The sequence below is a fragment of the Streptomyces antnestii genome, from assembly GCF_004005495.1.
GTDB classification, from domain to species: Bacteria; Actinomycetota; Actinomycetes; order Streptomycetales; family Streptomycetaceae; genus Streptomyces; species Streptomyces antnestii.
On record NZ_RZYA01000002.1, the window covers coordinates 16,574 to 42,572 of the forward strand.

A 25,999-nucleotide genomic window follows, 5' to 3' on the forward strand; every position below is an offset into this window, starting at 1 on the left:
GGGGTGGGGGGCGGGCCGGGCGCTGGATTGCAGGACCGACCGGGCGCGCGTCACCCTGATAGTCGAGGGCAGGTGCTGACGTGCACACCAGCGACGAGGTCTACCACCGGGTGCTCTGGGACCCGCGCTTCGACCCTGAGCGGTTCGTGATGGGGATCGCCGAGCGCGGGGCCCCGCCGAAGCGGGTCCTGCTCGGCGACTTCGTACCGGGCGGGGAGATCCCCTGGCACCGGGTGGTGTTCTTCGAGGCGGACGGCCAGGTCGTCTGGGACCGAGCCTTGGGCATCGACCGGCTCGACGAGACCCTCGTCTGGCCGGTCGGTCCCGTGCCGGCCCCGGCACCCGGCGACGTCCTCGCCGTCCCGTCGACGAACCGCACCGCCGTCGCCTGGCTGCCGCCGGCCAAGTTGTGGCCGCCGATCCAGCATATTCGCCGCGAACACGACCGGCAGATCCGCCGCTGGCCGCCGCACGTCAACGTGCTCTTCGGTTTCGTCCCCGAGGGCGAGTTCGCCCGGGCCCTGCCGCTGGTCGCCGCGGCGCTCGCCGAGACGCCGCCGTTCACCGCCCGCCTGGCGGGCGTCCGCTGGTTCGGACACCGCGAGGACGCGACCGTCTGGCTCGACCCGGCCGCCGCCGATCACGAGCCCTGGGCGCGGCTGCGGGAGTCCCTGGAGCTCCGCTTTCCGCTCTGCGGATCGCACGCGCACGGCTTCACCCCGCACCTGTCCCTCGGCCGTACCCCGAACCCGCGCCTCCTCGCCCCCAAGGCGGAGGCCCTCCTCGGCTCCATGACGGCCCGGGTCGACGAACTGGTCCTGCTCTCCCGGCGCGGCGACGAGCCGATGCGGGTCCGGGCCCGCGTACTGCTCGGCAGCGGTAACGTACGTCGCCCGGAGAATCCGGCCCTTCCGGGCAACTCTCCGCCGTCACCTCCCGTCTAGCCAGAGCCTGTCCGGCGAATCATTGCGGCCGAGAGGGTGCGCCGGGCCGTCTACCGCTGATTTGCCCGCACCGGACGCGCGCCGAGTGTGCCGGAGCTCTCCGCACTCACCGCACTCGCCTCCGACCGGGTGCGACAGGAGATGCGCACCCTCGACGCACGCCACGATGTGGTCCTGGACCCGCAAGACCAGGACCAGGACCAGGACCAGATCGGAATGGCCCACCCCTTCGCCTCTGTACCGCTCGGCTTCTCCGTCATGGGGACGCGCACCCTGTAGTGGGGCGGCGGCGCCTGGGACTCGTTCGCCCTGCCTCACCTGCTCAAGGACGAGCCTGACGTCCTGGTCGCCACCCGCTGCATGGCCTGTGGCACCCCGCACGCCTGGGTGGTCGGCCGGGAGGCGCCCCCGAAGGGTGACCAGGTGGCCCACTTCCTCACCCCCATGAGCCGGGCCTGGGACGACGTCGTGCACACCTGCGGAAACCAGCGCCTGTTCTGCTCCACCGACTGCGTCGACACCTGGCTGCACAAGACGAGCCACGAGCGCGGCTACGTCATGGATCTGCCCACGCTGTGGCGCTTCCCCGGCGACTGGTACACCGGACGCCTGGACGCGGGCTATGTCCGCCGTGACCCCGCCGCCGCAGCCTCCTACTTCGCCGAAGTCGGCCTGCACGGTTCGTTCTGGGGCCTGCCCGACTGAGATCCGTACGCCGCTCGGCGCGGAGCCAAGCCGGCCCTCCACCGCGACCAGGTCGCGCTGCGCATCCACGACGGCGCGTTCTCCGCGACGGACCTCACCGCCCGCCACCCACCCACGCATCGGCGAGCTGCTGTCCACCGTGAAGTTGAAGTTCATGGTGCAGACCCTCGCCGCCGGCGAACTCCAATGAGACCTCCAGCGCGAGCTGACCTACGACGGACTGCGCGCCGCCGAAGCCAAGGGCAACAAGGGGTGGACGCCGCCCGGCCGTCACGGCCGAGGACGGCGGCCAAGGTATCCCCGCAGTCCTGGCCCAGCGCAAGCCCGCCGCGAGTACGAGAACCGACCGAGTCGGCACCCTTACGCCCTGACCCTGATCGCTCTCAGCGCCAACGGCTGCGGAGCACGTGGTCTGCCGGGGAATGCGTGGGGCCCGTCCGCGCAGTGCGTGGACGGGCCCCACATGATCGAGCGCCGGGCAGGCCTTGCACCTGCATTTCCCCGCAGGAAGCGGGACGTCCTTCCTTGGACCACCAACGCAACACCAGCCGACCGGAGTTGCGGCGACCAGCTCAAGATCAAGTGTAGCGGATACGGTTCAGTGCGCCGTCGCACTACAGCGTGCTGTTCGCGATGCTCCGCGACGGCACGTTCTCCGAACCCCGATCCCCACGCCTCGCCTCGCCTCGTCTGACGAAACTGTGAGTCTTTACCTGGCTGGTCCGGGACCGGCTGGCAAGGTTGACGTCGGTCGCCCCGTCGCTGTCGTGACTCGTGACGAAAGTGGCCCCAAAGGGTGCCCTGCCTATGAACTGTCCGACTGCGGCGGGCGGCCGGCGTCGACCCGGCCCACCTCGGTGGCCTGATAAGAAGCCTGCCCGACCCTGAAGGGGCCGTGGCCCATCACAGTTCTGCCTCGAAGTGACCTCTCCCGGGCACGGCGCCGGTCCGCAGCGACCGCGATTACCGTCTCACGGAGAGGAATTCCGATCGCGTGAACACCATTGTCGCCCACACACGTTCGTTCGTCATCGGCGTCGATACCCACGCCAGGACCCACACCTACGCTGTCCTCGCCGCGAACGGCGAGCACCTGGACACGGAGACATTCCCCAACACCCACGCCGGCAGGGCTCGCGCGATCAACTGGGTCGGACGCCGCACCGGCGGGGACCTTGGCGCCCTGTGGGTTATCGAAGGCATCGGCAGCTACGGGGCCCAGATTGCCCGCCAGAGCGCCCTTGCCGGCTACCGGGTGGCCGAGGCCGCCCGCATGGGCCGCGGCGGGCGCCGCGGAATCGGCAAGTCCGACCCAATCGATGCCCGGCGCATAGCGGCAGCCGTGCTTCCGCTCCCCGAAGAACAGCTGCGAAACCCGCGGATGGACGAAGGGATCCGCGCGGCAGCCCAGATCCTCCTCACCGCGCGGGACGAACTCACCAGCGAGCGAACCAGGGCTGTGAACGCCCTGACCGCCCTGGTGCGCACCGCTGACCTCGGCATCGATGCCCGGCGTTCCCTCGGTGCCAAGAAGGTTGGCGAGATGGCTCGTTGGCGTCCCCGCGAGGAAGACCTCGCCACCGCGACGGCCCGCACCGAGGCAGTCCGTCTCGCCAAGAGGATCCTCGTCCTCGATGCAGAGATCACGGACAACACGAACCGGATAGGCGAGTTGGTCGACGCCAGCCCTGCCGCCGAGCTGGTTGAGGAAACCGGAATCGGTCCCGTCACCGCCGCCACCGTCCTGGTCGCTTGGTCTCATCCAGGTCGGATCCGCAACGAGGCCGCGTTCGCCGCCCTCGCCGGAGTGAGCCCGATTCCCGCCTCCTCGGGCAACACCACCCGCCACCGGTTCAACCGCGGTGGCGACAGGCGTCTCAACCGCGCCCTGAACGTCATCGCCATGGTCCGCATGGTGCATCACCCCCAAACCCGCGCCTACGCCGACCGACGGCGCACCGAGGGCAAGACAGACCGCGAGATCCGCCGCTGCCTCAAGCGATACCTCGCCCGACGCCTCTATCGCCACCTCAACAACGCCGCTGCGCCGATTGGGGTTGACGGGATATAGAAGCTTCACAGGGGAGTGGGCGGATGTGGAAGGCTTGCGCCTCGCCACCCGTCCTCTCCCGGTCGGACGTCGAGTACGACGGGCATTGCCCTTCGCAGCCAGATTGGATGTTGTCTCGTGACCAGCAGCGCCACGCCTCCGCCGTTCCGTCTCGTCGTGACGGGCGGTGGAACCGGCGGTCACACCTACCCGGCACTCACCGCCGTGCGTGCCCTGCGGAACCGGCTCGCCGGTGAGGGGCGTGGCCTGGAAGTCCTGTGGATCGGTACGGCCGAGGGCCTGGAGGCGCGCGTCGCGCCCGCCGAGGGCATCCCGTTCACCACGGTCGCCACAGGCAAGATCCGCCGCTCGTCGAACCCGCTGAAGATGCTGGGCCCGGCGAACGTGAAGGACATGGCGCGCGTACCGCTCGGCGTCGCGCAGGCCCGGTCGCGGATCTCCGACTTCGCCCCGGACGTCGTCCTCGCCACGGGCGGATACGTCGCCGTCCCCGCCGGCCTCGCCGCCCGCCTGTGCAGGCGCCCCCTCGTCCTGCACGAACAGACCGTGCGCCTGGGGTTGGCCAACCGGAAGCTTGCCGGATCCGCCACCCGCATCGCGGTGTCTTCGGAGTCCTCCCTCCCCTTGCTGCCGCAGGACGTGCGCGCGGCCGCCGTCGTCACGGGCAACCCCATCCGGCCGGAGGTGCTCACCGGCAACGCCGACAGGGCCGTTACCGCACTGGAGTTGACCGGATTCGACCGGCGCCTGCCCACCCTCTATGTGACGGGCGGCGCGCAGGGCGCGCAGCAGATCAACCAGGTGATCGCCCAGTCGCTGCCGTGGCTGCTGGAGCGCGCGAACGTGGTCCACCAGTGCGGTCCGGCGAACGTCGACGAACTGCTCACCGTTGCGGCGTCCCTGCCCGCAGCGCTGTCGGGGCGCTATCACCTGACGGGCTTCGTCGGACCGGAGCTGCCGGACGTACTCGCTCTGGCCGACGTCGTTGTGTCCCGCAGCGGCGCGGGCACCCTCGCGGAGCTCACGGCGCTCGGCAAGCCTGCCGTGTTCATTCCGCTCGCCTCCTCGGCGGGCAACGAGCAGGCGCACAACGCACGCCACCTACAGGAAGCCGGTGCCGCCGTCGCTCTGGAGGGAGAGACGAGCCCGGAGCGTCTGCAGGCGGCGCTCGGACCGCTCCTGACCGACCCGGCCCGGCGTGCGGGCATGGCTCGGGCCGCCCGCGAACACGGGCGGCCCGACGCGGCGGAGCGGCTCGTCGACGTGCTCCTCGAGGCCGCCCGCGTCGCGTAACAGCGCCAGCTTGACCGGTCGGGCCCGCGGTACTGCGGCAGCCTCGCGGGATGGCAGTTGACCATCATGGTGGCGGCATCGATAGGGGACCAGATCATGCCGAGCAGTCGCATTCCGCGCGCCCGCCCGGGGTCCTCCTCGGTGCGCGGCACGATCGCTCCGCTCTGCCCGCAGGTGAGTGTCTAGGGCGTGTTGCGAAAGTGCTGACCGTGCCGCACAACGTTGTCTGATTTCCGCGAGCAAGACGCGTCGTTGCTGATCATGCTGGCGGCATGACGATGTCATCCAATGTGGCGCTTGAGACGGTTGATTTCGCACTCCACGGCATGCCGCTCGCGGTAGTCGGTCTTGTCGAACTTCGGTGGCCGACCGCCCCGGGAGCCGAGCCTCTGGCGGTTGCGGACCCAATCCGAGGGCACTGGGATCGTCGCCTTGATCCCGCGTCTGCGCAGGTAGGCCCGGTTACTACGAGAGTCGTACGCCTATTGGGCCTACAGCAACGGACCTCGCCGTGACTACCTGCGCCGACGCGGCATCCGGCACACCATCCCGGAGAAGTCCGACCGCCAGGCCACCCGCCTGCGCAAAGGCTCACGCGGCGGGCGGCCACCCGGCTTCGACGAGGAGCGGTACAAGAAACGCAACACCGTCGAGCGAGCGATCAACAAGCTGAAGCAGTCCCGGGCTGTGTCCACCCGTTATGACAAGCGCGGCTACGTCTTCCTCGGCACTGCCACCGCGGCAGCCGTGGTCATCTGGCTCCGTACGTGATCGCTCGGACGGGTCCTTAATCGACCCGCACTTCGGTGTTCTGGCCGGCGTGCAGCAACCAGCTCCCGTCCTCCTGCTTGGTCATGACGTAAAGAGGGGCGCCCTCCGTGTCGCCGTCTGCGGAGTGGTAAACCTGCCGGACCTTGACGGCCACCACGTCGGGCCGCAGGAACTGCGTGTGCACTGCCTCGTAGGTGACCTTGCCGTCCCAGCTCGCATTGGGCAGGACGGCGCGGGTGAACTCGGTGATCGCGTCGAAGCCGATGAGGACCTTGCCATGGGCAGTCGTCCAGAGGGCGTCGGGATGGAAGAGCGCGAGGAACCCCTCGACGTCTTTGGCACGCTGAGTGCGCTCGACCGTAGCCACGACCTGTTCGATGGCCTTGATGTCTGCGGTTTCGGTGTTCATGCAGATCACCCTGAGCCCTCAAGTCAGCTTGAGGTCAAGGGCCGCAGCCGTCGAGATCGCCTGTACAAGTCCTGGTCAACCCGCCGCGGGACCGACCGAGTTCGTGGTCGGCCGGCTCGACGGGCATGCCGATCTTGATGCCCGAGCCGGGGACGGGGATTGAGGAACCTCCGTTGTGCACGGGTCGGGCACCCCTTGTCGTTCCGTCGGGGTGGCGGCTCACCGGAACCAGCAGGCGGCGAGGATGCCGAATCCTGTCGTGGCGAGCGCGAGCAGTCGGGCCGGCACGTACTCGCCCGTCAGCCGCCACCCGCCGGCGCGAAAGCCGAAGTACGGGCGGTGGGACGGCTCGGGAGCGGACTCGGGTTCGGTCGGGACGGCGGCGCTCTCGCTGCCCAGCGAGGCGAAAGAAGCCCGCGGTCTGCTCAGATCTGTGTCTGTGAGCTTCTGGCGTTACGCGGTGCCTTGGTCCCTTCGCTGGTTGAGTGCTCGCCATGTCTCTGTGACCGACAGCGTGACAGCTCCGATCCAGCTCGGCTGCTCAGGGTCGTCCCACGTCGCCGGATCTCGGAGGACTTCTGGGATCTCCGCACGGTGGAGTGGCGCGCTGTACGTCGCCCCTCTCTGTCCATCCGGCGCGGTCCAAGGCTCCAAGCGGTGCACTTGTACCCAACCGCGGTCAACAAGACCGAGCACGACACACGGGAGATCGAAGGGTCGGCCGTCCTCGTCCGTGCCGTTCGTCGCGTAGGCGAGGATGCCCCACGCCTCAGTTGCACTGATCATCAGGTCATGCTCGACCCGGGTGAGTGCCGTCCACGGAGAATCGATCACGTGGGGAGGATGTCATGCTCACGGGAGAGGTCCAGTTGTGGCCTGCTGCGCATGCGTGCTCGGGAACACCGCTTGAGGAGTTCGATCAACTCCTGCCCCAGGCGCCGTCGTCGGCCGGTTCGGCCGTCTCCCATAGGCGCCGCCGCTGTGTGCCGCCGTCCGGCCTCGTTGATGTCAACTGTGGATGTCGGACGGCTCTGGCATCCTGCGCCAGTGAGAATGACATGGGCCGCCTTCTGGGCGCTGATTGCCACCCTGAACGGCAAAGTCACGCAGGCGAGTTGCCAGCGTCTGGCCGAGGAGCTGAGCCGCCGTTCCGTCCCCGACATCATCGGCTTCGCGGAACGACATGCCGAGGCTCTCTATCGCCTGGACCAAGAGAAGTTCGGGACGCTTCCCGTTGCCGACATGACGGGCCGGAACGGCACCCCCTTCCCGCAGTGCGCCGACGGGTTCCTGTACGCCCGTTGCGCTGTAGTCGCCGCAGGACAAGCCGTATGGGAAGGGGTCTTCTTCGACGTCGACAAGTTCGCCCCGTACACCTCCACCGAGTGTGACGGGGAGTGGCTGCTGTATGTGCCGGATCAGGCATACGAACTCGCTACCGGGAAGGAGTGGGACCGCTCAACCCGGTACCGCTGCGAGAGCTACTCCAACAGGGACGGGTGGCCACACATGTAATGGTTTGCTGCGTTGTCCGGCGATCTGAAGACTTCCGCCGCCTGCACTCCGGAGCGCCATAGGGACGACCAAGGTAGCAGCGGAGTTGATCTCGAGAAGGAGCCTCAACACCCGTGCGATTGCGCTGTGCTGAGGGAGAATCACCCCACATTGATCTCCCGGGTGACGGGCAGCTTCCCGGGGAATCCGGGGCACACCCGGTAGGCGGCGTGCTCGGCGCCGGAGGCACCCTCGGCTCGTGAATCAGCCAAGTACCCTCGGCTCCGTGCCCCGCCATCCGAAGAAGCCCCGTCGACTGATTGCCGACGGGCGAACGTATCTGTGGACGCTCCGTCACAGCCACAGCGTGGCCGACAGCGGCCGGTCATGCTGCGAGACCCTCACGCTGCATACGCAGCCGGCCGGCACGGGCGGCTCACTGCGCATTGTCTTCACCCAGGGTCCGGGCCGGTACGTCCCGGGCGGGGCTCCCCTGGGCTCTGGGGACGTGGGGTACACCCGGGGCGCCTCCTTGAACCTGCACGAACCCGGCGCCGTCCGAGCCCTGCTCGACACGGCGTTGACCCGCGGGTGGCAGCCGGAGGGGCGGCGGGTGAGGGAGATCGACGGCTGGTCCCTGCTCGAGGCGGCAGCCTCCGCGCAGGCTGAGGCCTCAGATGGTCGATGATGCGGTCCGGTCCGCCGCCGACTTGGACACCGCGAACAGTGAAGTGAGCTGGCACATCGTCAAGTCCGTTCGCCGACACGCCGACACGCCGATACGCTGATACGCCGACACGCAGGCACGTCGACGTCGTCGATCAGCTGTCGGTCGACCAGCAGAGTGTCAGCGGTCGGCAACACGAGGTTTGTCGGTGGTGGCGGCGGCTTCGTCGTGCGCGGCCGGCGTCCGGTGGAGGGCGGAGCGGCCGACGCCGAGGTGCCGGGCGATCGCCTCATCCGTCGGTCAGGCCCGGAAGTCACTCTTGTAGAAGATGCTTGAGTCGAAGGTGGCCGGTGGCGAGCCGGTCTTCGAGGAGAAGCCGAAGGCGAGCCTGGGCGCCCTGCCGACCCGCCAGATGGCGATTCCCTGGGGCTCGCGGCCCGGGAGGGACCTTCCGGCGGTCGTGCGGAACTTCTCGACATAGCTCGACCCGGTGCCGTTCAGGTCGAGAGTGACGAGGTAGGAGGAGCCGTTCGGGCTGCCGAAGAGGAGATACGCGTAGCGACCGCAGGATGTGATGCCCTGGAAGAGGTCGTGGTCGGTGAGGCCCACCGTCGGCTGTGGGCTGTGGACGAAGCTGGAGACCCTGGGGGTTCGGTCGTAGGTGGAGGCGTCCGTAGTCTTCAGCGTCCCGCCATCGACCCAGCGGAAGCGGGCGACCTGGTTGCCGGAGTCGTTGGCCGAGTGGCTTTCGATCCATAGGTAGGGTCTGCTGCCCGCGCCCGTCGCCTTCACTCCCATTGACGAGCCGTGGCCGAAGCTCTTGAGAGCCATGGTGCTCAGCACTGTGCCGGACAGGTTCGTCTTGCTCAGCCAGAGATCCCCGGTTTTGCTGCCCGCTTGTGCTGGGCGAAGTAGATGCGGCCGTTGACGCTGTCGTAGGCGAACGACTGCATCGCCCCGTAGGGCTTATGGAGTGTCCGGCTCCGGACCGGATTGCCGCCCGCCCGGCAGATAGAACTTCGGCGAATTGGCCACTGCTGCCTGTGCGGGACTGCTGCGAGCAGACCGCCGCCGCCGAGCACCGCCGCCCCCGCGGCCGGCTTGATGCCGCCGGTCAGCAGGCTTCTGCGAACGGTCACGTAATTTCCCGGGCCGGCGTCACGTAATTCCCCAGGTCCTGGCCAGCCGGCAGGGAACGATGTATCGCTCTGGGCACGAGAATCACCCGGTAGACGCCGCCTGGGGTGCGCGGCTGATGACGGCCGGGTGTGCTGGACGGTGCGGGGTGTCCGGGGCAGCAGGGCCGCCGTTCACCCAGTCCCCCCGTGCGGAGCGCGGCTGCCGGCGGATGCGAAGGAGTGCACGATGCGACGAACTGCGTTGCGGCCGGAGCTGGCCGCGGCGGCGGGTGCGCTGCTGCTCGCGGTAGCCGTGAGCGCCTGCGGCAGCACCGGACCGAGCGCCTCCGCACTGGACAGCTCCTTCCTGAAGACCGTTCACCAGGGCAATCTCGCCGAGATCGCAGCGGGCAAGGACGCGCAGCGCAAGGCCACAGGCGCCTGCACCCAGAAGGTCGGGGAGGTCCTCGTTCGCGATCACACCGCGCTCGACGCCGGAGCCGAGAAGCTCGCGGCCCAGCTGCACATCACGCTGCCGAAGGGGCCGACCACCGCGCAGCAGCAGCAGCTCGCCCAGATCGACGAGCACGCCGGGACCCCCGCCTACGACGCGCAATGGCTGGCGGCCGAGGCCGCCGGCCACCAGGACACGCTCACGCTCATCGACCACGAGATCACCGCCGGCCGAGATCCGAAGGTGACGGCTGCGGCCCGGCAGGCGCGCCCGGTCGTGGCCCGGCACCTGAGCCTGCTGCGGTCATGCCTGGCCTCGGCGTCGCCCAGCGCCAGCCCCGGCGTCAGCTCGTCATCGCCTGGACGAAACCAGTGACGGCGTCTCGGCGCGGGCCCTCCGCGCCGCCAGCCACAACAGTCCTCCGGGCAGTGTCATCAACCGCCTGTTTCTCCTGGTGGCCATGCCGATCTGTGTCACTGATCGGCTGTCCTGTGTCACCCCCCCCGGCGCCGCCGGGTGCGGGATGATGCGCATGAGGCCCAACTGCGGGCGGCCCATGCGTCCTTCGACTACCCACCGATGAAGGTCGCGGGGACGGGTCTGATGTTCCTGCTCGTCACCCCGAACCGGGGCTACCCGTGCGCGGGAGCGCTGGCCGAGGGGGAGCGGACCCCGGTGCCCCACGGTGCTGACGCTGCTCGACACACCGAAGAGCACGACGCAGCTCGTCGCCCTGGCCGGGCAGCAACTTGTCTCTGTAGGCCGTCACTTGAGGGTGCTGCTCGACTCGGGACTGGCACAGCGGCGCCGGGCGGGCCGGTCGGTGCTTGCTCTACCACCGGACCGCCGCGGCCGACGTGCTCGTCCGGGCGCAGGACGGGTGGAGACCAGCGGCGGACGGCCGGAACACAGAGCCGTCATAACGCTCCGGACCCGGACCCGGACCTGGTGCGCGGACGGCCGGTCCGCCGCCGGTCGCGCGCTCACCCACGCCCCCGCCCCGCTTCGTTGCGCGGCACGGGCCGGCAGGGCCGTCGAGGCGAAGGCCAGGAGCACGGCTGTCGCGATGCACCGCGACCTGCCCCCAGACGGCGCCTGCACCCGCGTGCCCGCCCAGTCAGCCGTGCCCGCCGGTCATCCGCGCCGGGTGATCTCCGCCGGGCCGTAGCAAGCGGCGGTTTCCCCCGTGATCAGAGCCCAGTAGCGGTCACCGTAGGACCAGTGCCACCACTCGGTGGGGTAGTTGATGAAGCCGGCGTCGCCCATGGTTCGGGCCAGGAGGTCGCGATTGCGGCGTGCTCGGTCGGACAGTCCCGGGGCGTCCAGCGGACAGTACCTCTCGTCTCCGGTGCGGTGGCCGTTCACGGCGCCACCCATGTCCAGCTCGACGCCGTCGGCATCAATGAGCGTCAGGTCGAGGGCCGCCCCGGCACAGTGTGGCGCCACCTCGACCGGGGAGACGAAGGCGCTGGCCCGGCGCCGCAGGTCGACAGGGTCGGTGATGCCTGAGCGGCGTAGGCGGTTCTCGTAGAGGGCAAACCGCCGCGCCTGCTCGGTGCTGCTGCGATGGCCTTCTATGACGAGGAACCTGACGCCGTCGGGAAGCCGCTCGGAGGCCGAACCGAGACGTTCGAGCACGCCGGTCCTGACCCGGCCGTACGCCCCTTCCTCGTCTCGCTCCCGGGAGTCCAGTGCAATCGCCGGGACCGAAGCGATCTCTGCGAGAGGCTCGCCGCAGTCCTGCACCGGGATATTGACCACCTGGGGATCACTCAGCAGGATCATGATCCTGAGCCTAAACGTCGCGGCCCTACGACGAGATCGCCCCCGCGTGCTGTCGGCACGACCAGCCCCCAACCGCCGGGCGCCTACAGGCCAGGACCTGCCGTCGATCGCGGAAGCGGCCGTGACCCGGCAATCGCCCGCAGGCCAGGCCCCTGGAGCCGATACGCCCCCGGCGACCACTCAAGGTGACCCAGACCTACTCACCGGCGACATCTGGAGCCGCCTGCCTCCCTCATGTCTCCTTCATGCGCCTTCACGCTCCTTCAACACCAATGTGCGTGTGGTGGTGACGAGGGGCGTCGATCTCGTCGAGCAGGGCGAGCGCGAAGTCACTGTGGGAGATGCAGCTGGCCATGTTGACACCGGTCACGGAGTACCGGCCGGAGCGCGCTCCGGCGTTGTCGAAGTCACCGGCCGGGCTGACGATCAGCCAGTCCAGAGCAGTCACCGAGGCACGCAGCACAGATGTCCCGGCCGCATGAGCGAGGCGGAAGGGCCGGTATTCCTGCGGGAAGCCCGGAGTGTCCATCAAAGGCATCCCGTCATCGGTCTCCAGTGTTGCCGCCAGGCCGACAGCGACCAACCGTCCCACACCCGCTCGCGCCAGCCCATCGAGGAGAGCGTGGGCAGCGGCGGTGAAGAAGTCACCCGGCTGGGCGCCGGAGTCGTAGGCGGCCATGATCGGCCCGGTCACGCCGATGAGGCACAGGTCGGTGCAGCCCATCTCGACAATGTGGAGGAACCGGTCTCCTTGCAGCGCGTCCGGGTGGTCCACGTGATGGAATCCCCGCGGGGTGCCGTCTGGAGGCTGCCGGTCCATGGTGAACAGCCTGCAGTCCTCCAGCGGAAGCGGGCCCTAGAAGGGGCCGGCACCGCTGCCTCCGAGTTCGACGAGGAACTCGCGGTAGGCCGACGGCAAGGCGATGTGGTGTTTACCCTCGAAGGTGTCCGCCTGCGCGGAGCTGACGCGCGGGCCAACGCGAAACTGATGGCGCTCGGCGCCCATCGAGTGGCTGCGCTGTGCCTGGTACGGCGCCTTCGCCAACTTGGAGCGTATGCGCGATATACGGGAGTCCATCGGAGGATCTCTTCTCTCGTCTGCCACCACTCTACGGGCGCACTAGTCGCGGTGAAGTTGCCCTCGGCGAGGGCGTGCAGAGGCAGGCTCGTTGGTGCGGTCATCGTGCTGATCTCATCTTTCTGCCTTGCTTTCTTACCTGGTCGGAGTTGGTCTGCATGGTTCGGACGTGGGTGGTTCCCCGGCCGAAATCTTGCGTTGTCTTTGCGCCCCGGGTCTCGCGGATCGGAGAGGATGATCCTGCAGTGCGAGAACCAGCAGGGTGGGAAAATGTGCACGAGAGCAGACATTGGAAACGAAGGGGGCGCAGGTCAGACCGTCGAGATCTGCGCAGACGGCCTTCAGTACTACTCGGATGCGCTGCAGGGTCGGCCCACACGCGGTGAGTGTCCGCGATGCCTGCTCGACCTGGGGCTCGTCCAGCGTGTGCCGGACGGGACACTGGCCCCGATCCCGCCGCGACTGGCAGCCGGCGCCCAGATGGACCACATGGAACGCGCCATCGAAGAGAAGAGGAACGCTCTGGCGGCCATGCGGGCCGCCGTCGCCCAGGCGCAGGAGATCTATCTGGACAGTTACGGCAAGGGGGAGTCACATCTGATCCGCGTGGTCCAGGGGGCCAACGCGATCAGCGCCACCCTCTCGGCGGCGGTGCATGCCTGCCGGGAGGAACTGCTGACGGCGCAGCCCGGCGGCGGACGCCCCCAGGAGCTGCTGGACAAGGCGCTTGCCAGCGATCTCGGGGCGATCGAGCGGGGTGTGTCGCAGCGGACGATCTACCAGCACACGATCCGTTCTCACCAGCCCACGCTCACGTACGTCGAGCACATCGTGCAGGCGGGCGGAGAGGTGCGGACACTGGACGAAGTCTTCGACCGGCTGATCATCTGCGACCGCAAGGTCGCCTTCATCCCCGATCCCGGCTTGGAGCGGAGCGAGACCGCGCTCGCCGTGGAGCATCCGGGTGTGGTCCGGTACCTGGTCGGCCTCTTCGAACACACCTGGCAGCGGGCGTCGCCGCTGCGCAGTTTCCCCAGCACCCGGCTGCCCCCGCTGCTGACGGACGAGGTGCGCCGGGTGATCCTTCGGCACATGGTCAACGGCCACACGGACGAGGCGATCGCGGCCCGGCTCGGCATGAGCACCCGCAGTGTGGCCAACCACATGCGCTGGGCGGCGGAGCTGTTCGGGAGCCGCAGCCGGGCGCAGCTGGCGTACCTGATCGCCAAGAGCGACTTCCTGGACGACGTACCGGAGTGACGACGTACCGGAGTGACGGCGTGACATGCCAGACGGCGGGGATACGGCTTCAACTTCCCCCGGGCGTCATGTACGTTGTGCCCGCAGCACCATTCCTGTGTGGCCGTCTCTCGGCCGTCGCACCGCGCAGACCGGTTGGTTCCCCGTCGCGCCACGCTGGGCCCACGTCCCGGGTCATGATCCCGGTGGTCCGTGCCCTGTCTCTTCTCTCGTGCGCCCCGTGCCGTGCTCTTCGTACGGTACGGGGCGCACGTCATGGCGCGTTCCCACCGTCCGCCCCGGCGAAAGTCCGCCCGGCGAAAGGAATACGGGTCTTGACCGTCTACGCCCCATCCGTCTCCGTCTATGCCCCATCCGTCTCCGTCTACGCCACGTCCGTCGCTGACTGCGCCATCTCCGTGCCCGACGTACCGCCGCTCACGCACCCGCCCGGATGCCCGATGCACGCCGCGGCGGCCGGGCCGTCAGGGGCGGTTCGGCGAGCCGTGCGCGGAGTCGCCGCACGAGCCGGCCGACCTGGTGGCCACCGAGCTGATTCACAGTCAGGACGCCTATCCAGGCCAGCCGTTCGGCGTCTTGGGGCAGGGCATGGGCGCCTCCCTCGCCTTCGAGCTGGCCAGCCGGCTCCGCGACGCCGGATTCCCGCCCGCGATCCTGTCCGCTGTCCGCTGTCCGCAGCGACTACGTGGCAACCGAGACGTACCCCTTCCGCGGTGCCACGCCGCTTGACTGTCCCATCACGGCCCTGACCGGCGACATCGATCCCCGAGTCGGCGAGCCCGCCGCAGGCGCCGGCCTGGCGCACCCACACCACCGGAGCCTTCCGCCTGCGCGTCTGCGCGGGCGGCCACTTCTCTCTCCTGCCCCATCTGGACACCACCCCCATCCGAAAGGACCTGTCATGAAGTACCGCGTCATCGGAAGCTCCCCCGAAACCCGCCGCGAGGTCAGTGTGCTGAGCCTCGGCACCATGACCTTCGGCACGATCGTCGACGAGTCCACCTCCTTCGCGATCCTCGACCGGTTCGCCGAAGCCGGCGGCACGTTCATCGACACCTCCAACAACTACGCGTTCTGGGTGAACGGCACCCAGGGCGGCGAGAGCGAGGAGCTGGTCGGCCGCTGGCTGAAGAGCCGGGGCGTCGGCGACGAGATCACCATCGCCACCAAGCTCGGCGCCCGCCCCAACCAGGCGACCACCGGCTTCAGCCGGGACGTGGAGGGCCTGTCCGCCAAGGTCATCCGCGAGTCCTCGGAGCGCAGCCGCGAACGCCTCGGCATCGAGAAGATCCACCTGCTGTACGCGCACATCATGGACGAGAACACCCCGCTGGAGGAGACCGTCCAGGGCTTCGCCGACGTGGTCGCGGACGGTGTGGCCGGTCTTCTCGGCGCGAGCAACCACTGGGCCTGGCGCATCGAGCGCGCCCGCACCCTCGCCGCGGCGGCGGGCGTGCCCGGCTACGAGGTGCTCCAGCACCACCACAGTTACCTGCGTCAGCGCACCGACATCCCGAGCCTGCGCTCGCCCGACGGTAACCAGGGCCTGGTCAGCGGCGACCTCCTCAGCTACCTGCGCGCCAACCCGGAGCTCACGCAGGTCTCGTACTCGCCGCTGATCGCAGGCGCGTACGTAAGGGACGACAAGCCGCTCGGCCCCGGCTTCGAGCACGCCGGCACCCAGCCGCGCCTGACGGCGATCCGCGAAGTGGCGGCGGAGACCGGCGCCACCGTCAACCAGGTGGTGCTCTCCTGGCTGATGGGCGGCGACATCCCGGTCCTCCCCCTCGTCGGTGCCTCGTCGGTGGCCCAGCTGGATGAGAACCTGGGCGCGGTCGACCTCGAACTGACCGCGGAACAACGGGCGAAGCTCGACTCCGTGAACTGACGCTCCGTGAACTGTCGCTCCGGGGGCCCGGAGCGGGCTGGGGGTACGGGCGCCCGCGATGGGAGGATCGCCGTGCCACCACACCGTATCGAGGAGGGGCCGAGGTGCCGTCCACCGAGCTGAAACACACGTTCCGGATCGCGGCGCCGCCTGAGGAGGTCTTCGCGCACCTGGCCGAACCGTCGCATTACGTCGGCCTGTCGCCGCTCCTCGTCGCCGTCCGCGACGTGCGCCGCAGCGGCGGGACCGTGCACTACACGGCCGTGGAGCGCTTCCGGTTCCTCGGCGTCCTACGGCACGACAACATCATCGGCGTCACGCTCGTCGCCTTCTCGGACGGTCTTCCGGAGTCCGCCGAGATTTCCGGCGAGGTCCGCAGCCCCGGCCGGGTCCACATGAGCTACCGCTTCACCATCGACCGGCATGAGGCCGGCTGTGTCGTCATCGACACGCTGCACCTGCGGACGCCCCCGGGCCTGCTCCGCTTCGCCGCCTCCCAGGCGGGGGCGGTCCAGCAGGCCAGGGCCCGTGTTCTGGCGGCCCGCCTGGAGCGGCCGGCCTGACGTCGTGCCCGTCGACGTGGGTGCCTGATGCAACCTGTGCGTTCAACGGCACGGGACCGACGTGGTGGAGGTGTCGGTCGGGTCCGGCCGGGTCCGGTCGGAGCGGGACGCTGACCGTGGCCCGGATGCGGTGACAGCGCGTCACCTCCCGGCCGGGCGCTTCGTCGCCGAGTTGACATGAAATTTACCCGAATCACACCTGAACACCAGGGTTGTTGATGAACCGGTCACGGCCGCTGCCCGTCTGTAACACGTGACGATCTCCGCGTGAGCTCGTCATCGCGCCGCCACCGCCGGAGGCCGGGCGGCCGGACGAGAGGGACATGACGTGTACGACGCTGCCCGGAGCGACCGGGTGGGCCGGATCGGCCGATGGCCGGTGCGCCGGCACCACGCGCTGCTGACCGCTTGGACAGTGTGCTGGTTCTTCGTCGCGGAACGCCACGGCGGTGTGTCCTGGCACTACCTCAAGACCGGTGAGCAACTGCTCTTCGACCAGGTGCCGGGCGGCGGTCTCGCGCTCTACGCCAACCACCCGGAGCTGCAGATCGGGCCGGTCAGCTTCCTGTGCGCGGCAGTGTTCTCACCGTTCCCGCCCGATGTGGGCGAGAACCTCGCCGAGGCCGCGATGTCGGGGCTCGGGCTGTGGATGCTCGTGCTGATCGGGCGCATGGCCGCCGAGCACAATCTGGGCACCGGGGTCAACCACAAACGTCTCCAGCAGCGGGTGCTGATCGCCGGGCTCGCGTTCATTCCGATGTGGGTCGAGGTGTCGGTGCGGTTCGCGCACCTCGACGACGTGATGGCGCTGTTCTTCACCACCCTGGCCCTGGGCGCGCTGGTACGCGGCCGGAGCACGGCCCCGGCGGTCTTCCTGGCGCTGGCGGTGGACTCCAAGCCGTGGGCGGTGGCGTTCCTGCCGCTGCTGCTGGCGATGCCGAAGAGGAGCTGGCCGCGCTCGGCGGTGTGGGTGGTCGGGCTGGTGGCGGTGGCCTGGCTGCCGTTCTACCTCGGCAACCTGCACACCCTGGCGGCGGCCCACTTCACCATCCCGAACCAGCCCGCCTCGGCGCTGCGTTGGTTCGGGGTGAACGACCCTGTCACCCCGTGGTGGGACCGCCCCGTCCAGATGGCGCTGGGCGCCGGCCTCGGCGCGTTCGCCGTCCGCCGTGGCCGCTGGCCCGCCGTGGTGCTGGCGGCCGCCGACGCCCGCATCGTGCTCGATCCCAGCGTCTACACGTACTACAGCGCCTCCGTGTTGCTGGGAACCCTCATCTGGGACGCCGTCGGGCAGCGCAGACTGGTGCCGTGGGTGAGCTGGACCGCGCTCGTCTCGCTGTACGGCAGCGCACTGATCGTGCCGGACGACTCGGCGCGCGGGCTGATCCGGCTGGCCTTCGCGGTCGGCTCAGCCGCGTACGTCCTGCTGTGGCCGATGAACGGCACCCGTAACCGCGACGCGATGCGGCGGCAGCCGGGAATGCCCCGCCGGCGCGGACCCGTCGCTCCGCATGAGCAACTCCCTTAGTGCCCATGCTTCTCGGCACGTGATGGGCCGATGCGGACTTCTACGGAGGCAGGCCGCGTCGCCGCCCCAGTTCCCGCAAGGACCTGCGCAAGAAGCCACGTGGACAAGGAAATTGCAATATCGACATGGCTCGCAGAGACAGCTACGTTCATCTGGTCTTCGGCGGTCGCCCATGGTCGCCCACGGTCGCGCAGGCGTTCCTGCAGGATGGGCGGCCGGCCGCGACGTGATGAGTCGGTCACGCCCCACGAATCCTCGCCCCTCAACCAGAGAGAGACGCATGCCCCATCTTGCTCTGTACACATTCGGCGTCCTGAAGTCACCTCTCGCCGATCCCGCACCTCTCACGCGCGAGTTCTACGACGTGGGTGAGGCCGTCTACCAGAAGATCGGTCAGCACCCCGGATACCTCGCGCGTGCTGAAGTGGTAGACGGTGACCGGGGCATGCTCTTCGAGGCGGACTGGGGTGCATGGGGTGAGTTCGCCGTACCGACCTGGTACAGCAAGGGCCGTACGGTGGAAACCACCGCCCTGGCAGCGACACTCTCACTCTGGACCGACCTGAACCCCGCCTTCGACGCCGTCTACACCGGTCTGCACCGTGACGCGTTGAACAGGCGTTACGACTGGTTCGAGAGGACAGGGCACGCGAATTACGTGTGCTGGTGGGTCTCCGAGGGCGTGATACCCACCTGGCGGGACGGGGTTTCCAGGCTGGAGCACCTTCACGACCACGGCTCCGCGCCGCACGCCTTCACCTTCCACGACTCGTTCGCCCCGGACGGAACTCCGGCCAGGACCAGCGGCATCGGACCGAAGCGCGACCAGGTTCGCTGACCAGGTTCGCTGACAAGGAACGCGCGCCTGACTGGTGAAAGGCCAGGTCAGGCGCCCCTTGTTTCGTGCCTCCAGCAGAAGCCGAGTTTCTGGGCCGAGTACGAGACGAGAAGATTCCTCGTCTGCTGGTGGTACACGAGCGTGATACCCAATGACCTGGGGGATCGGGAGGGGCGATGCGTATCGGGGCGCCCCGCGTGAGGCGGCTTCCCCCGGGCCGATCGGGACCTGGACATTAAGTCATTCGACTGTCGCCCCTGACCTGTGCCTGAACGATCCTGAAACGGTCGCCCGCGCGCCGGTGCCGGGTGATCGTCATGCTCGGAGGAGCCAGCCGTGAACCGCACTCCCGTCGTGTTCATCCACGGCACCTGGCTGCACGCGCTTTCCTGGGAGTCATGGGCGGTGCGCTTCGCCAGCCGGGGGTTTCCCGCCTTCATGCCCGGATGGCCGGGGGAGGTGACCGCCGCCCGGGCGATGCACAAGCCCTCCGAGAAGCTGGCAGGCATCGGCCTGGACGTGCTGACGGACCACTACGCAGAAATCGTACGTTCGTTTGAAATTGCGCCGGTGATCGTCGGCCACTCGGTCGGCGGCCTCATCGCGCAGCATCTCATCGGCGCCAACATCGGCCGGGCCGCGGTGGCCATCGCACCCGCCCCGATCAACGACATCCCGCTGCTCGCCTCCCCTCCCCGGTTGTGGACCCTTGGCCAGGCCGACGCCGCCGAACGGCTGGTGTCGCTGTCTCCGGAGCAGTTCCACCTCGGCTTCGCCAACACCGTTGCGGCGGAGGAGTCCCACCGTCTCTTCGAACGCTATGTCATGCCGACGCCGCGCAGTCTGCTCGCCGACCTCGGGTGTGCGGGCGGGGTGCGCAGCCCGCGTGCCGTGGTGGATGTCGGCAACGCGGACCGTGGCCCGCTCCTGCTGATCTCCGGGCAGGAGGACCTGCTGGTGCCCGACTCCGTCACGCGCGCGGTGTACAAGCAGTACGGCGACTCCACGGCCGTGACCGACCTGAAGCAGTTCCCGGACCGCGCCCACTCCCTGGTCATCGACAGCGGATGGAGATTCGTCGCCGACTACGTGCTCGGCTGGCTGGACGAATGCGGCCTCCGCGCCTGCCCCGCGTAGGGTCTCGACGTGCCGCGTTCGCAGGCCGGCACGGTCACACGTTCTGGTCGCCGGAGATCTTGCCCAGGGCGTCGCGCAGGGCGGCGCGTGAGGTGATGCCGAGTTTGGGGAAGACGCGGTAGAGGTGTGAGCTGACGGTGCGGGGGGACAGGTGCATGCGTTCGCCGATCTCTTTGTTGGTCAGGCCGCTGGCGGCGAGGTCGGCGATCCGGCGTTCCTGCCAGGTCAGTTCGGCGAGCTGCGCGGACGTGGTGTGCGTGGTCAGGCCTGACGCCTTGAGTTCGGCCCGGGCGCGTTCGGTCCAGGTGGGTGCGCCCAGCCGCTCGAATGTTTCCATGGCCTGGATGAGGAATCGCCGTGCGGTTTTGGGCCCTTGGGTGTGGCGTTGGCGGATGCCGTGGGCGAGGCGGATGCGGGCGAGTTCGTAAGGGAAGTGGGGGGCGGCGGGGTGGGTTTCGGCGCGGTGGAACATGTGGTCGGCTTCGGTGAGGTCGGTGGTGGTGATGGCCAGGGCGCCGTAGGTGGTGAGGGCGAGGCGGGGGGATATGTGGGGGAGGCCGGCTCGCTGTGCGGCGAGGGCGTGGGTGCGGGCTTGTTGGGCGCGGCCGGTGTGGAGGGCTGCTTCGACGAGGTCGAGGAGGGTGCGGGGGGCTTGGTGGGCGTAGGGGGTGAAGGTGCCGGGGGGTGTGATGCCGATGGCGTGGAGGTAGGCGGCTTCGTAGTCGCCTTCCGCGAGGGCGGCGGTGGTGCCGATGGCGTCGGTGATCTGGGTGAGCAGTCCGACGCCACGGGGGCGGGCCCAGGCATCGACGGTGGCCTGCAGCTCCCGCGCCCGGTTTATCCGACCCCGCAACGCGGCCACCAGACCCAGCTGTGCCTGCGTGTGAAGAAGGAACAGTGTGTGCCGGTGCGTTGTCGTCAGCTCCAGGCAACGCTGTCCGGTGCGCTCGGCCTCGTCCCACTCGCCGGCCGTGATCTGGTCCATCATGATCAGGAGCAGCATGGTCGTGGCGTTGACCAGGGCCCCCGTCTCCACCTCGCGGTCCACGGTGCGCTGCAGATACGGCCGGTACCGGCTGAGCGTGTCCACGTGGTAGGCGGCGACGGACAGCCGGGCGACATCCCACGGTTCCAGGTCGGGAAGACCGGCGAAGGCGCGTTCCACCCGCTCTCCCACACCGGCGCCGCGACGCCCCACGTCGCCCCAGGCGTCCTGGTAGACGCGCGAACGCGAGGACACCAGGTCGCCCAGCGAGTCCAGGAGCTCATGAGTCCGCTCCCACGCGTCCTCGTCACTCGCGTACAGGTTGATCCCCAGCAGCAGGTCGACCAAGCGCGTGAGCACCTCGTTCGGCTCCCGCACCCCGACATCGCGCATGCTCTCGATCGCCGCGAAGACCTGGCGCTGTGAGGACCGCAGGTCCCCGTCCTCGAGGGACGCGACATAGCCCGACGCGACCACCGAGGCCGGGGAATCGTTGTTGCCGGACCCGGTGTCCGAGCGGACCAACTGCCGGACCTGGTCCAGCTGGCCGGCCTGCGCGGCGACGTGCGTCGCGCTGCCCAGCCGTCTGGACCGTTCCTCGCGGCTCTCGCTGAGCTCCGCGGCACGGGTCAGCCAGGCCACGGCGGCAACCGCGCCGCCCCGCCGCGTGGCGGAGTCCGCGGCTGCCTCCAGCGTGGCCGCGACCTGCTCGTCGGGGTCGATCGCCGACGCGGCCAGATGTGTGGCGCGCCGCTCGACGTCGTCGCGGTGCACCTGGGCGAGAGCCGCGTGAGCCGCACGCCGCTCGTTGGGGGTGGCCACTTGGACGACCGTCGAGCGCACCAGGGGGTGCCGGAAGACGAAGTCGCCGTTGAGCGGGTCGATGTCCAGCAGACCGCAGGCAGCGGCCTCGTCGGCGTCGCGCATGCGGTAACGCGTGCTCCGGGTGCGGTCGGCCGCCGTGCCCGCTCCGACGCCGTCCAGGGCACCGCGCAGCAGCTCGGCGCGCACCAGCTCGCCGAGGGACTTGATGCGGGCGCCGTACACCTGCTGCAGGCGCAGGGGTAGCGGGATGCCGGTGTAGCCGAACAGTTTCTCGGGATTGCGTCCCGCCAGGCCGCCGTGCACGTAGGGCGGCAGTTCGAGCAGGGCCAGCGGGTTGCCCTGGGCCTCGTCCAGCACCAGACGGCGGATCTGGGGATCGAGACCGGGGTGGCGCATGTCCAGGAGTCGCTCGGCGACCTTCTCCGACAGTGTGGTGACCGGCAGTTCGGGCAGCGCGGCCGTGTCGAAGCCCGAGGGCACGCCGGAGCGCAGGCCGACGACGAACTTCACCGAGCTGCCGGTGAGGCGGCGCCCTACGAAACCGCACACCTCGGTGCTGGAGGTGTCGAGCCACTGGCCGTCGTCGAGCACCAGCAGGAGGGGCTGCTGCGAGGCCGCCAGGGAGAGCAGGTCGAGGACGGCGATCCCGAGCGTCATGACCGAGGGGGGAGCGCCCCCGCCCCTGCCGAAGACGACGTCGAAGACACCCCGGTGCGCGTCGTCCAGCCGGTCGATGGAGGTGAGCAGCGGATACAGGAACTGATGCAGACCGGCGAACGGCAGTTCCGACTCGGCCTCGACGCCGGCCGCCCTGATCACCCGGTGATTCTCGGCCGTTGCGAGTTCGACGACGTGGTCCAGCAGGGCGCTCTTGCCCACACCCGCGTCACCGCGCAGGACGAGAGCCCGGCCCCCAGGGGCCGCCACGAACGCCGACAGCGCCTCCTGCTCGCTTTCGCGGCCGATTATGGTCCCGAAGACCGACTCCACCGTCCCCCCACTCCCTTCCCCCCGAACGCTCTCGCGTCCGTGCATACGGATCATGCCAGGCGCAATCGCGAGGGTACGTCGTTGTCCTCCCCTGCCCGGACTTCGAGGGTGGTGCGCTTCCGGCAGCTACACCTTGGGCGGCCGGGCGTGTGACAGCACGGCGATGGCCGGCTCCTCACATGCTCGGTGCGGTCCCCCCTCACACCTCACGCAGAAGACTAGGTGCCTCCGGCGGACTCCGTCAGCCTGTGTCAGGACGTTCCGAGGCCGTTCAGCAGGGTGTCGACGACGACGTCCGCCGCCTGTCCGGGGCCCAGTTCGGGCAGCTGCCGGGACACGAGGTGCATGAGCTGGGGCAGCAGCGCGCTCGCCCATCCCTCCGGGAGCCCGGGGCGCAGGAGGCCTTCGTCGGTGGCGCGCCGGAGGAAGGCGTCGACCTCGTGGACGGACGCGTTGCGGCGTGCCTGGACGGTGTCGTCGGCGAGCATGCGGGTGAGGTCGACGGGCCAGGTGCGGTTGACGGTGATGATGTTCTCGACGTAGCGGTGCAGGGCGACGGCGACGGGTGCCTCGCGCAGTCGTGCGTCCTCGATGGCGTGCTCGATGGCCGTCAGACGGGATGCGTAGATGGCCGCGAGGAGGTCCTCGCGGGAGGCGAAGCGGCGGTAGACGGTACGCCGGTCCACACCTGCCTCGGCGGCGATGCTCGCCATGGTCGTGCCGGGATCGGCGGCGAGCATGCGTGCTCCGGTGGTCAGGACGGCTTCCAGGTTGCGTGCTGCGTCGGCTCTCACCGCACCGAGTCTAGTGGCGGAATGTGAAGCCTGAGACATCTAGTGCCTCTTGTGAGTGGAACCCTCCCTATTAATTGCCACAGTTATGTGTCAGATTCGGGCGCGGCCTCAGGGGAGGACTACCGCTGTGCGCCGGCTTGGCGCAGATGGCGCCTGACATCGCCGGCGAGGTTGATGCGGACCTGACGCTCCATGAAGCGCCACTGCCCAGCACGGCGCTCGAAGCGGTCGTGGTAGCGACCGCCGGCGATGGGTTGCAGCGGCAGGTCGGGCAGAGCCTGTAACACGGTGACGTAGGAACGCGAGACCGCCGAGTTCGTCTGTTCGTCGACCTCGATGGCGACATTGGTCGTGACGTGCTGGGTTCGCGGCGTGCCGTCCTCGTGGAGGATCACAGTGTCCTGGAACATCTTCTCGATCGCGTCGCGGCCGCTCACCGGCTCGCTGCTGCCTGTGAAGGTGGCGTCGGCGAGAAGGGCGCCGAGCCCGGCGAAATCACCGTCGTCCACGAGCTCGGCGTACCGTGCGATCAGGTTCTCGATGGCACGGTAGCTCGACGCCGGATCGGCGGGCATGCGGGTGGACGTAGACATGGTGTCCTCCAAACGAGACGGGCGATTTCCAGTCTGCTGCCCTCAGCGACAGAGCAGCACCCGGGTGGGGGCGGGCGGGTTCACCTGCCCGGGACGTGGCCGGGCCGCTGGGCACGCCGGTCGCGCGCGTGACGGTCGAGAGTGTGCGGTCCTCCGGTCCTCCGGTGCTCAGGTGGTCACGGTGCCCTGTCCTTCGCCCCGCCGGTTCCGTTTGCTCCGCGATTGGTGCCGTAGGCCGCGCTGTTGACGCGGTGTTCGACCCACCAGGTGCGGAAGTCGGAGTCCCTGATGGTCAGTTCGCCCACGAGGCGGGCGAGGTCGGGGTCGGCCGCGGCCTCCATGGTCAGCGAGGCGACGGCGTCCCGGGCGTCATGTGCCGCCGGTACGGCAGTGAAGCCGGTGTAAAGCGCAATGGCCGAGGGGGAGTCGAGGATGTCCAGGCGCTTGCCGAGGACGAGGGCTGGTGTGTGGGGGAGCTGGTCGAGGAGGTGGTGCATGTCGGGCCGGGTGCGTCGGGCGGGTCGGCGGCGGTGTGGGCGTGCGTCGGTCCGGCCGGCGAGTTCGCAGAGGTATCGCTGTTGGTCGTCGTCGAGGCGCAGGGCGTGGGCCAGGTGGTGAGTACGGGGGTGGAGGCGCGGACGCGGCCCTGTTCGAGGCGGGTGTAGTTGTCCACGCCGATCGCGGCAAGGCGCGCGACCTCCTCGCGGCGCAGTCCCGCGACCCTGCGCGCGGAGCCCGTCTCGGGCAGGCCGCCCCCCCCCCCCCGCGGATCCAGCTGCGCCCGACGGGCTCTGAGAAAGGCGCCGAGCGCACAGGAGGGGCGGAGTGTGAGGTCATGGCGTCGATTCTCCTGAGGACCGCACACCCTGTGAGGTGTGCCGGTGATGTACCCCAGGACGGCGGGACCCGGGGTCCCGCCGTCCTTCGAGGGATGTCAGCGGACGGTGGCGTGCGCGGCCCGCTCGATCACGTCGGCCACCAGGTGGGGGTGGGAGACGGAGACCGAGTGGGAGGCGGCGATCTCGGTGGTGTGCGAGCCGGCGCGCTTGGCCATGAAGCGCTGGACGGTGGCGGGGATGTTGAGGTCGCGGGTGGTGACGATGTCCCAGCTGGGCTTGCTCTTCCAGGCCGCGGTGGTGGCCTTCTCCTCCAGGGCGGCCTGGGCGATGGGGCGCTGCTCGGCGGCCATGAGGGCGGCCTGCTGGGCGGGCACATCGGCGGCGAACTGGTGACGGAACTTGTCCTGCTGGATGTACAGGTCGGTGGCGGTGGAGCCGTCGGCCTGCTGGTAGGTGACCGGGTCGAGGGCGTCGGGGAGGGTGGAGCCCGGGTACTTGTTGGTGAGCTCCAGGGCGCTCTCGCCGGGGGCGGGCAGGAAGGCGGCGACGTAGACCAGGGCTTTGACCTCGGGGTCGTCGGTGGCGGCCTGGCTGATGACGTTGCCGCCGTAGGAGTGTCCGACGAGGATCTTCGGGCCCTTGACATGGTCGAGGACCGTGCGCAGGGAGGCGGCGTCGGAGGCCGGGCCGCGCAGTGGGTTCGCGGCGGCTATGACCGGGTAGCCGTCGGCTCGCAGCTCTGCGATGACCCCGTTCCAGCTGGAGCCGTCGGCGAAGGCGCCGTGCTCCAGGACGATGGTCGGTTTGGCGTGTCGGCCCGCGTCGGCGGCCTCGGCGGTCTTGGGCGCGCCGTTGGCGGTGCCGCTGAGGGCGAACGCGCCGAGCGCGAGACCCGCCGTGGCCGTCGCGACCGCACCCGTCACCAGCCGCTTGCGTCCACCCTTGATACTCACCACGAAAAACCCCTCTC

23 protein-coding genes and 4 pseudogenes are annotated in these 25,999 nt (G+C 69.3%); 16 read left to right on the top strand and 11 right to left on the bottom strand.

Annotated elements, in window-relative coordinates; genetic code table 11:
* The first annotated feature begins 80 nt into the window (after nt 1-80).
* The 6 genes and pseudogenes from EOT10_RS04730 to EOT10_RS04760 form a co-directional block, all read left to right on the top strand.
* Nucleotides 81-944, top strand: coding sequence for an RNA repair domain-containing protein (locus EOT10_RS04730; protein WP_189491193.1), 864 nt, complete (start codon nt 81-83; stop codon nt 942-944).
* A gap of 87 nt (nt 945-1,031) precedes the next feature.
* A complete protein-coding gene (locus EOT10_RS41745) occupies nt 1,032-1,223 on the top strand; it encodes a hypothetical protein (protein ID WP_223280797.1) in 192 nt (63 codons plus the stop codon).
* Nucleotides 1,224-1,235: 12 nt separating this feature from the next.
* Nucleotides 1,236-1,649 (top strand): annotated as a pseudogene (gene merB / locus EOT10_RS41750) (organomercurial lyase); the annotation flags it as partial.
* A 994-nt stretch (nt 1,650-2,643) separates the two neighbouring features.
* A complete protein-coding gene (locus tag EOT10_RS04745; protein WP_127826792.1) occupies nt 2,644-3,720 on the top strand; it encodes an IS110 family RNA-guided transposase in 1,077 nt (358 codons plus the stop codon).
* Nucleotides 3,721-3,837: 117 nt separating this feature from the next.
* Nucleotides 3,838-5,013: a UDP-N-acetylglucosamine--N-acetylmuramyl-(pentapeptide) pyrophosphoryl-undecaprenol N-acetylglucosamine transferase gene (locus tag EOT10_RS04750; RefSeq protein ID WP_127826793.1), complete on the top strand. Its 1,176-nt coding sequence runs from the start codon at nt 3,838-3,840 to the stop codon at nt 5,011-5,013.
* 489 nt (nt 5,014-5,502) lie between these two features.
* A pseudogene (locus EOT10_RS04760) lies at nt 5,503-5,784 on the top strand (IS5/IS1182 family transposase); the annotation flags it as partial.
* Between the two features lie 16 nt (nt 5,785-5,800).
* On the opposite strand, the gene EOT10_RS04765 reads toward EOT10_RS04760, so the two are convergent.
* Nucleotides 5,801-6,193, bottom strand: coding sequence for an SgcJ/EcaC family oxidoreductase (locus EOT10_RS04765; protein WP_127826794.1), 393 nt, complete (start codon nt 6,191-6,193; stop codon nt 5,801-5,803).
* Between the two features lie 1,053 nt (nt 6,194-7,246).
* On the opposite strand from EOT10_RS04765, the gene EOT10_RS04770 reads away from it, so the two are divergent.
* Complete coding sequence (locus EOT10_RS04770) at nt 7,247-7,708, top strand: DUF4240 domain-containing protein (protein WP_127826795.1); 462 nt, start codon at nt 7,247-7,249, stop codon at nt 7,706-7,708.
* 946 nt (nt 7,709-8,654) lie between these two features.
* Here EOT10_RS04770 and EOT10_RS04780 read toward each other — a convergent pair.
* On the bottom strand, nt 8,655-9,197 hold the full coding sequence (locus EOT10_RS04780) for a hypothetical protein (protein ID WP_488803545.1): 543 nt from the start codon (nt 9,195-9,197) through the stop codon (nt 8,655-8,657).
* Nucleotides 9,198-9,220: 23 nt separating this feature from the next.
* Entirely contained in the window at nt 9,221-9,493 is a 273-nt protein-coding gene (locus EOT10_RS41760) for a hypothetical protein (protein ID WP_223280799.1), read from the bottom strand.
* Between the two features lie 226 nt (nt 9,494-9,719).
* Between EOT10_RS41760 and EOT10_RS04785 the strand changes: the two genes are divergently transcribed.
* Complete coding sequence (locus EOT10_RS04785) at nt 9,720-10,301, top strand: DUF4142 domain-containing protein (RefSeq protein ID WP_127826797.1); 582 nt, start codon at nt 9,720-9,722, stop codon at nt 10,299-10,301.
* A gap of 192 nt (nt 10,302-10,493) precedes the next feature.
* A pseudogene (locus EOT10_RS41765) lies at nt 10,494-10,849 on the top strand (transcriptional regulator); the annotation flags it as partial.
* 211 nt (nt 10,850-11,060) lie between these two features.
* Here EOT10_RS41765 and EOT10_RS04795 read toward each other — a convergent pair.
* From EOT10_RS04795 to EOT10_RS04805, 3 genes are all read right to left on the bottom strand, one after another.
* Nucleotides 11,061-11,711, bottom strand: coding sequence for a M15 family metallopeptidase (locus tag EOT10_RS04795; RefSeq protein WP_127826798.1), 651 nt, complete (start codon nt 11,709-11,711; stop codon nt 11,061-11,063).
* Nucleotides 11,712-11,964: 253 nt separating this feature from the next.
* Nucleotides 11,965-12,486: an NAD(P)-dependent oxidoreductase gene (locus EOT10_RS04800; protein WP_223280800.1), complete on the bottom strand. Its 522-nt coding sequence runs from the start codon at nt 12,484-12,486 to the stop codon at nt 11,965-11,967.
* A gap of 81 nt (nt 12,487-12,567) precedes the next feature.
* Nucleotides 12,568-12,789, bottom strand: a complete 222-nt coding sequence (locus EOT10_RS04805; protein ID WP_127826799.1) for a hypothetical protein — start codon at nt 12,787-12,789, stop codon at nt 12,568-12,570.
* A 489-nt stretch (nt 12,790-13,278) separates the two neighbouring features.
* On the opposite strand from EOT10_RS04805, the gene EOT10_RS04810 reads away from it, so the two are divergent.
* The 7 genes from EOT10_RS04810 to EOT10_RS04840 all read left to right on the top strand — a co-directional run bounded on the left by EOT10_RS04810 (nt 13,279) and on the right by EOT10_RS04840 (nt 20,003).
* The gene (locus tag EOT10_RS04810) at nt 13,279-14,049 is read left to right on the top strand and encodes a LuxR C-terminal-related transcriptional regulator (protein ID WP_223280801.1); all 771 of its coding nucleotides are present in this window, start codon (nt 13,279-13,281) and stop codon (nt 14,047-14,049) included.
* A gap of 345 nt (nt 14,050-14,394) precedes the next feature.
* Nucleotides 14,395-14,778: a thioesterase domain-containing protein gene (locus tag EOT10_RS04815; protein WP_223280802.1), complete on the top strand. Its 384-nt coding sequence runs from the start codon at nt 14,395-14,397 to the stop codon at nt 14,776-14,778.
* 172 nt (nt 14,779-14,950) lie between these two features.
* Entirely contained in the window at nt 14,951-15,937 is a 987-nt protein-coding gene (locus EOT10_RS04820; RefSeq protein ID WP_127826801.1) for an aldo/keto reductase, read from the top strand.
* Between the two features lie 104 nt (nt 15,938-16,041).
* Complete coding sequence (locus tag EOT10_RS04825) at nt 16,042-16,500, top strand: SRPBCC family protein (RefSeq protein ID WP_127826802.1); 459 nt, start codon at nt 16,042-16,044, stop codon at nt 16,498-16,500.
* 328 nt (nt 16,501-16,828) lie between these two features.
* On the top strand, nt 16,829-18,028 hold the full coding sequence (locus EOT10_RS04830; RefSeq protein WP_431313257.1) for a hypothetical protein: 1,200 nt from the start codon (nt 16,829-16,831) through the stop codon (nt 18,026-18,028).
* Nucleotides 18,029-18,308: 280 nt separating this feature from the next.
* The gene (locus EOT10_RS04835; protein ID WP_127826803.1) at nt 18,309-18,866 is read left to right on the top strand and encodes a DUF3291 domain-containing protein; all 558 of its coding nucleotides are present in this window, start codon (nt 18,309-18,311) and stop codon (nt 18,864-18,866) included.
* A gap of 336 nt (nt 18,867-19,202) precedes the next feature.
* On the top strand, nt 19,203-20,003 hold the full coding sequence (locus tag EOT10_RS04840) for an alpha/beta hydrolase (RefSeq protein ID WP_127826804.1): 801 nt from the start codon (nt 19,203-19,205) through the stop codon (nt 20,001-20,003).
* Nucleotides 20,004-20,037: 34 nt separating this feature from the next.
* Here the strand turns inward: EOT10_RS04840 and EOT10_RS04845 are convergent, their stop codons facing one another.
* The 5 genes and pseudogenes from EOT10_RS04845 to EOT10_RS04865 form a co-directional block, all read right to left on the bottom strand.
* Nucleotides 20,038-22,803 carry a helix-turn-helix transcriptional regulator gene (locus EOT10_RS04845; RefSeq protein ID WP_223280803.1) on the bottom strand — a complete coding sequence of 922 codons (2,766 nt, stop codon included), beginning with the start codon at nt 22,801-22,803 and terminating at the stop codon, nt 20,038-20,040.
* A gap of 251 nt (nt 22,804-23,054) precedes the next feature.
* On the bottom strand, nt 23,055-23,543 hold the full coding sequence (locus EOT10_RS04850; protein WP_127827312.1) for a TetR/AcrR family transcriptional regulator: 489 nt from the start codon (nt 23,541-23,543) through the stop codon (nt 23,055-23,057).
* A 173-nt stretch (nt 23,544-23,716) separates the two neighbouring features.
* Complete coding sequence (locus tag EOT10_RS04855; RefSeq protein ID WP_127826806.1) at nt 23,717-24,190, bottom strand: nuclear transport factor 2 family protein; 474 nt, start codon at nt 24,188-24,190, stop codon at nt 23,717-23,719.
* A gap of 224 nt (nt 24,191-24,414) precedes the next feature.
* Nucleotides 24,415-25,027, bottom strand: a pseudogene (locus EOT10_RS04860) (helix-turn-helix domain-containing protein); the annotation flags it as partial.
* A 97-nt stretch (nt 25,028-25,124) separates the two neighbouring features.
* Entirely contained in the window at nt 25,125-25,985 is an 861-nt protein-coding gene (locus tag EOT10_RS04865) for an alpha/beta fold hydrolase (RefSeq protein WP_127826807.1), read from the bottom strand.
* Between the last annotated feature and the right edge of the window lie 14 nt (nt 25,986-25,999).